Annotated in this window: 6 protein-coding genes; 1 reads left to right on the plus strand and 5 read right to left on the minus strand. The window is 46.7% G+C overall.

Going from position 1 to position 6,895, the window contains the following annotated elements; genetic code table 11:
• Positions 1–55: 55 nt before the first annotated feature.
• Positions 56–970 carry a sugar phosphate isomerase/epimerase family protein gene (locus tag RT269_RS22805; protein ID WP_313186074.1) on the minus strand — a complete coding sequence of 305 codons (915 nt, stop codon included), beginning with the start codon at positions 968–970 and terminating at the stop codon, positions 56–58.
• Between the two features lies 1 nt (position 971).
• Positions 972–2,015: a Gfo/Idh/MocA family protein gene (locus RT269_RS22810; RefSeq protein WP_313186076.1), complete on the minus strand. Its 1,044-nt coding sequence runs from the start codon at positions 2,013–2,015 to the stop codon at positions 972–974.
• Between the two features lie 282 nt (positions 2,016–2,297).
• On the opposite strand from RT269_RS22810, the gene RT269_RS22815 reads away from it, so the two are divergent.
• Positions 2,298–3,305: a LacI family DNA-binding transcriptional regulator gene (locus tag RT269_RS22815; RefSeq protein WP_313186078.1), complete on the plus strand. Its 1,008-nt coding sequence runs from the start codon at positions 2,298–2,300 to the stop codon at positions 3,303–3,305.
• Positions 3,306–3,368: 63 nt separating this feature from the next.
• On the opposite strand, the gene leuA is transcribed toward RT269_RS22815, so the two are convergent.
• The 3 genes from leuA to RT269_RS22830 all read right to left on the minus strand — a co-directional run.
• Positions 3,369–5,036, minus strand: coding sequence for a 2-isopropylmalate synthase (gene leuA / locus RT269_RS22820; RefSeq protein ID WP_313186079.1), 1,668 nt, complete (start codon positions 5,034–5,036; stop codon positions 3,369–3,371).
• 296 nt (positions 5,037–5,332) lie between these two features.
• Entirely contained in the window at positions 5,333–6,490 is a 1,158-nt protein-coding gene (locus RT269_RS22825) for a toxic anion resistance protein (RefSeq protein ID WP_313186080.1), read from the minus strand.
• The coding region (locus RT269_RS22830) for a 5-bromo-4-chloroindolyl phosphate hydrolysis family protein (RefSeq protein ID WP_313186081.1) at positions 6,483–6,895 on the minus strand (413 nt) is incomplete at its 5' end. The genes RT269_RS22830 and RT269_RS22825, both read right to left, overlap by 8 nt.

Raw genomic sequence — 6,895 nt, forward strand, 5'->3', positions numbered from 1 at the left:
ACTGATCCTCCTTTTACATTTTCCTTCTCTATCAAAGCATTTTTGCTGCCTTAACCTAAATGATAAACTGGTCCATATACTTCTTAGACAGTTTCAGACTGTCCAGGATCTTTTCCCTGGTGCCCTCAAACGCCCTGTCCTCTACTTCGATGCAGGTGAATCCGTCGTAACCGATATCCGTTAATGCGCTGACATATTTTCCCCAGTTCACATCCCCAAGGCCGGGAAGCTTTGGCGACATATAATCCAGAGGATATGCCATGGTCCCCACCTTTTTTAACTCATCCTCAAACAATTTAATGTCCTTATAATGGACATGAAAAATCTTATTCTTAAACTGGTAAAGAGGCTTAATATAATCCATCATCTGCCAGACAAAATGGGAAGGGTCATAATTGATCCCAAGATTTTCATTGGGCAGGATTTCAAATATCTTTTCCCAGATCGCCGGCGATGTCATCAGGTTCTGCCCGCCGGGCCACTGCTCCCTGCCAAACAGCATAGGGCAGTTCTCAATGGCGATCCGCACCTTTTTTTCCTCTGCATGGGCAAGAATGGGCGGCCATATTTCTTTCACCAGCTCTAAGTTCTCTTCCACGGTCTTTGTCTGGTCCCTGCCGATAAATGTGGTCACCAGGCGAACACCCAGGACGGCGCTGGCATCGATCACCTTCTTAAGATGGGAGATATTGACCTGCCTTTTTTCCTCATCCTCTTCCATCACGTTGGGATAAAAAGCAAGGGCGGAAATATACACATTCCGTTCTTTGCAGTAGTTTCTTATGTACTCCGCCTTTTCCTCTGTTAATCCGGCCACATCAATGTGACTGACTCCCGCATATCTGCGTTCTGCCTTTCCCTGGGGCCAGCAAGCCACTTCCACGCACTGAAAGCCCATGGCAGCCGCCGTATCGATCATTTCCTCAAAAGTCCACTCAGCCAGAATCGCACTGACAAATCCCAGTTTCATGCTACCTTTCCTCCTTTTTCCCAATGGCGATCCTTCGTTTCTCTCTGCCAGACTCCAGGCAGGCAAACACAGCTTCCATGGCGCTTAATACATCGGCCCCGCTGACCGGCACCTCCGTCCCCGCCTCCAGGGCATCCACAAATGCATCAATAATCCCGGATTTTGTCTGATTGTCATTGGTCTGTATCTTATCAATGTCGTATAAGATCCTCTCTCCATTTTTCAAAACCACGGAAATGGAGTGTTCCGGATCGTCATAAATCTTCATGATCCCCTTGGTCCCATAAAGAACTGTAGAATTATCTTCCCTGCCATAATAAGTCCAGCTGGCTGTCATGGTTCCTATGGCACCATCTTCCATCTCATAGATGCAGATGGCATTATCATCCACACCGATCAGCTCTCCTGACTCATATCTCTTATCCAGAGTCAGCAGCCGGGCAGTCACAGCTATGACTTTCTGGCCCAGAAGATATTGGATCAAATCCGTCTTATGAACTCCCAGATCAGCCATGGCTCCCATGGAAGCCCTGTCTTTATCAAAAAACCAACTGTTGGCCCCATCGATGCTCCAGGTTTCCGGCCCGCCATGCCCGAATGTGGTCTTAAATGTGAGGACCTTTCCGATCGTATCTGCTAAAAGAAGCTCCTTTGCCCGAACATGAGCTTTGGCAAATCTCTGATTTTGCCCGATCATCAGCTGCCGGTTGTTCTCTGCTGCCGCGTGTACCATTGCTTTACATTCCTCAAGGCTTACAGCCATGGGTTTTTCACAAAGTACATGCTTTCCCGACCGAAGGGCCTTGATGGTAATTTCCGCATGCGTATGATTGGCCGTACATATACTCACCGCATCGATTCCCCGGTCAGCCAGTAAAGCACCTGCAGAATCATATACCTTTCCGCCGTAAACAGCAGCCAGCTCCCTTGCCCGTTCCTCGTTGAAATCATAATAGCCTGCAATCTGGGCCCCGGGATGCGCCCCGTATTCAGGGATATGTCTTGTCTGTGCGACCCTTCCGCACCCAATGATTCCTACCTTCATAGCATGTTCCTTCCTCTTCCGATTGGCTTTCATAATGCTTTTCATTTCTTTCATTTTTTCAAGGTGATTTTAACATTTTCTTGCTTTATTTTCAAGTTTTTGGTCGTTATTAATAGTTTTTCCATGTTATATCCAGTTTCTATTGTGATAATATAATCAATCTGCACAATTGCTCTCATATTTTTCTGAAAACTTTTCATAACTATGAAAACTTTATATTTACAATAAGCCTTTCTCATGATATAAACAAAAGTAAGAACAAAGCAAAGGAAGAACAGGGGAATGAAACAGGAAAAAATTACAATAGAAAAAATTGCAAGACAGGCGGGAGTTTCACCGGCCACGGTCTCCCGTGTGTTAAATCACAGGGAGCAGGTCAAGGCAGATACCGCCAAACGGGTAGAAAGCGCTATGGCTGCTCTTGGATATGCCTTTGAATCCACCGCTCCGCCCTCCATTGAAGAACAGCCGCTGATCGTTCTGAATATTCCGGGAATTGAAAATGTTTTCTATCAGGAGGTCATAAAAGGGGCCAGAGTCTCGGCAAAAGCCCATGGCTGTCATCTACTCATCAATGAATCGCCTTTGGACCGGGGATCCATCCGCAATTTCTGCAATCTGCTCCACCGGGTCAACGCCGCCGGTTCCATCCTTTTGAACCGGGCATCGGAAGAACAGTTAAAACAGATACGCGCCATCACTCCTCTGGTGCAGTGCTGCGAATACAACGAAGACGCCGCAGGATACCCCTATGTCAGCATTGACGATTTCTCCGCTGCAGAGGCAGCCACCGGATATCTCTATCATTGCGGCTGCAATAAGATCGCCCTCATCAATGGGCCTTTAAGCTTTAAATATGCGGTAAAGCGGCAGGAGGGATATTTGAGCGCCTTAAAAAAGGCGGAAATCTCTGTCCCTCAAAACTGGATCATACAGCTTCCGGAGATCAACTACCAGATGGCTTATGCTGCCATCTGCCGTTTATTAAACAGTGAGCCAAGGCCCAATGCCTTCTTTGTGGTCTCCGATATATTTGCGGCTGCCGTCATCCGGGCTGCAAAACGTTTTAAACTTAATGTTCCCAAGGACATCATGGTGGTGGGTTTTGATAACATTGAATTTTCCACTATGACCTGTCCTTCCATCACAACGGTCAACCAGCCCTGCCTGCAGCTTGGGTATACTGCCTGTGAGATGCTCCTGGAAATGATGGAAAACCCCTCCAGCTCCCCAAAATCACTGATCCTGGATGCAGATCTGGTGATCAGGGAATCAACTGCAAAAATCTGATTTAAGTTTTACGCCAAAACATAAAAATAGAGCCAGCCTTTTCTCAAAGGCTGGCTCTTTATTTTATGAATAGAATAACCGGTTGACTGCGCTGAAGATTCCGCGGATAGACGCTCTTGTAATGTTGGAGCTGATTCCAACACCATAGGTTGCTTTTCCTGTCTTCACATCTAAGAGGTGAATATAGGAAGCCGCCTGTGCTCCGGAACCGGAAGCAAGGGCATGTTCGTAGTAGTCAAGAACCCGGATCTCAATGCCAAGTTCTTTTTCAAGCCCCTTCTGTACCGCATCAATAGGTCCGTTACCAACACCCTCGAAGATTTTCTCAACACCATGATCAGTATAGCGGATTTTAGCAGCTGTTGAGAAGGGTGTATCATCTTCTGCTTCCGTGATCTGTGCCTTGCGGAAATGGATCGGTTCTTTCTTCTCCGTGTAATTGCTCTTAAACTCATCCATAATCTGCTCAGGAGCAACCTCACCCTGCTTTTCAGAAATCGCCTGGATCACATCTGCGAACTCCTTATGCATACCCTTTGGAAGCTTGAAGCCATAGAAGGTATCCATGACAAAGGCTACGCCGCCCTTGCCGGACTGGCTGTTGATCCGCACGATAGGCTCATACTGCCTGCCGATATCTGATGGATCAATGGGCAGGTAAGGAACCTCCCAGTAAGTATTCTTTCTATCCCGCATGGCCTGCATGCCTTTGTTGATGGCATCCTGGTGGGATCCGGAAAAGGCGGTAAAGACAAGCTTTCCTGCATATGGATGTCTTGGCTCCACTTCCATCTTGGTGCATCGTTCATATATGTCAACGATCTCACGAATATTCTCAATGTGAAGCTCCGGATTGATCCCGTGAGAGAACATGTTGTATGCGACCGTCAAAATATCTACATTCCCGGTCCGTTCGCCGTTTCCTAAAAGCGTGCCTTCCACCCGGTCGGCTCCTGCCAGCAGAGCAAGCTCCGTAGCCGCGATTCCGGTTCCCCGGTCATTGTGAGGGTGAACGCTTAAAATAATACTGTCACGGTCCTTAAAATGAGTATTCATCCATTCGATCTGATCCGCATAAACGTTAGGAGTATTCATCTCCACGGTGGAAGGGAGGTTAAAGATAATTTTCTTATCCGGTGTTGCGCCCCAGGTTTCCTGGACAGCCGTACAAATTTCCAAAGCAAAATCCAGCTCTGTTCCTGTAAAGCTTTCCGGAGAATATTCAAGAACCACGTCTCCATCAAAGCCCTGCATATACTGCTTCACCCATTCCGTACCCTTTACGGCGATCTCTCTGATTTCATCCCGGCCCTTACCGAAAACCACATCCCGCTGAAGGGTTGAAGTGGAATTGTAGATATGCACAATTGCCTTCTTAACTCCCTGGAGAGCTTCAAAGGTCCTCTTGATCAAATGCTCCCGGCACTGAACCAGGACCTGAATGACCACATCATCAGGAATCAGCTTTCGTTCCACAAGCTGCCTTAAGAAATCATATTCAATCTGGGAAGCTGCCGGAAAACCGACCTCAATCTCCTTAAAACCCAACCGGACCAGGAGATCAAACATCTCGATCTTCTCTTCCACAACCATGGGCTCCGTAAGGGCCTGGTTTCCATCCCTTAAATCAACGCTGCACCAGATCGGCGCCTTCTTAATCTCATTGCACGGCCATTGTCTTTCCGGATAGGTGACTACCGGTACTCTTTTATATCTTTGATAATTCAACATATTTTATCTCCTCCATAATCATGTAATCGTCTGCTTTGTCCGGCGATTGCCGGATCTGTTCTTGAACCAGAAAAAACTTAACACAGGCTTTGGAGTCGATAAATCACGCTGTATCTTTTGACAATGAACAACGTAGTTTTTATAGGTCTAACCCCATCTATCATCATTCCTTTGCATTAAAATCACATACCGTGCTCTGATAATGTGTCACGGTGAAGTGTTATGTTATTATAGCACGACTAAAAAAGACTTACAACAGAAAAATTAATTTTCTATTGTAAGTCTTTTTGCCTCTGTTATTTGCTAAGCTGTAAAAGCTTGGACTTAAGCTCCCCTTCCATCCGGCTTAACTCTACTTCTGCTTCCCGGCGTTTCGTCCTGCCATCCGCCTGGATCCGGACCACTTCATCCAAAGTCGTTATCAAGGATTCATTGGTCTTCTTAAGTGTCTCCATATCCACGATTCCACGTTCTGATTCCTTTGCCGTCTGAATGGTTGCGGTTTTTAATACCTCTGCATTCTTCTTTAAAAGATCATTGGTCATATCTGTCACTTCCCGCTGGGCCTTTGCCGCCTGCTCGGAATGGCTGATCCCGATGGCAAGCACCATCTGGCTCTTCCAAAGAGGAATGGTATTCACCAGTGTGGACTGTATCTTTTCCGTCATTAAGGTGTCATTGTTCTGGACCAGACGGATCTGAGGCGCCATCTGAATGGATATCATGCGGGTAAGCTCCAGGTCATGAAGCTTCTTCTCAAAACGGTTCAGCATGGATGACAGGTCATTGGCTGCCTGGGCATCTTCCGGAAGTCCGCTTTTCGCCGCCCTCTCTAAAAGTGCCGGCAGCTCTTCCTGCTGCACCCTGGCAAGCTTCCGTTTTCCAGCCATAATATACATGGTAAGTTCTTTAAAATACGTGGTATTTAAATCATACATTTTATCCAGAAGAGCAATGTCCTTTAACAGCTGGATCTGATGGTTCTGAAGGACCTTGCAGATCTGGTTTACATTGGTTTCAGCCTTGGCGTACTTTGCCTTAATGCCTTCCACCCGGTTTACGCTTTTTTTGAAAAAGCCGAAAAGACCCTTTTCTTCTTCCTCCACCTCGATGCTCTTAAGCTCAACAACCACGTCTGACAGGATCTGACCAACTTCCCCCAGATCCTTGGATTTTACATTATCAAGAGCTGCTTCTGAAAAATCGGCAATCTTTTTCTGGGCTCCGGCTCCATACTGAAGAATCAGATTGGAATCCTTTAAATCGATCTTTTCCGCAAAGTCAGCCACTCGTCTTTCTTCTTCCGGCGTTAAGTCAGCTGCCGGCACTTCCTCCACCACTTTAAGAACGCTTTCTGTCTGCACCAGCTGGGTTTCTTCCATTCCGCCGGCCCCAAGAGGAGACAGGGTCAGTTCCGGAGCTTCCTTTAACATCTCTTCAATATCCTTACTCATTCTTCATACCTCCTGTAAAATCACTTTCCGCCCAGCCATCCTTTTTTAACATCGTCTGGATCACCGATGCATCTGTAGAAACATCCAAAGCAGCATCCTGATAAAGATCATCAAGCAGCCGCTCAAAGGCCTGGTTTATCGTGTCAAGAGTTCTCTCTATCTCCGCCTTTGCGGAAGAAATATTGGCACCCTGAGTACCCACGCTGTCAAAATCCCGGTACGCATTTACCAGTTTTACCGTTGTGGGAAGGTAATATTCCATAAATCGCTCCATTTCCCCGATCCGCCCAGGATGTTTGGAAACCGATTCAAAAATCCTGCGGATCACATGTTCAAGGTTTGAAATCTTCTGGGAGATCACTTCCCCCGGTATGGCATCATTGGCCTCCCGCAATATCCTTAAAT

The sequence above is a fragment of the Lacrimispora sp. genome (assembly GCF_032078915.1).
Classification (GTDB): domain Bacteria; phylum Bacillota; class Clostridia; order Lachnospirales; family Lachnospiraceae; genus Lacrimispora.

Bases quoted from the DNA above. Each gene is read 5' to 3' on its own strand.
- RT269_RS22805 (WP_313186074.1), bottom strand. From the start codon at position 970: ATGAAACTGGGATTTGTCAGTGCGATTCTGGCTGAGTGGACTTTTGAG.
- RT269_RS22810 (WP_313186076.1), bottom strand. From the start codon at position 2,015: ATGAAGGTAGGAATCATTGGGTGCGGAAGGGTCGCACAGACAAGACAT.
- RT269_RS22815 (WP_313186078.1), top strand. From the start codon at position 2,298: ATGAAACAGGAAAAAATTACAATAGAAAAAATTGCAAGACAGGCGGGA.
- leuA (WP_313186079.1), bottom strand. From the start codon at position 5,036: ATGTTGAATTATCAAAGATATAAAAGAGTACCGGTAGTCACCTATCCG.
- RT269_RS22825 (WP_313186080.1), bottom strand. From the start codon at position 6,490: ATGAGTAAGGATATTGAAGAGATGTTAAAGGAAGCTCCGGAACTGACC.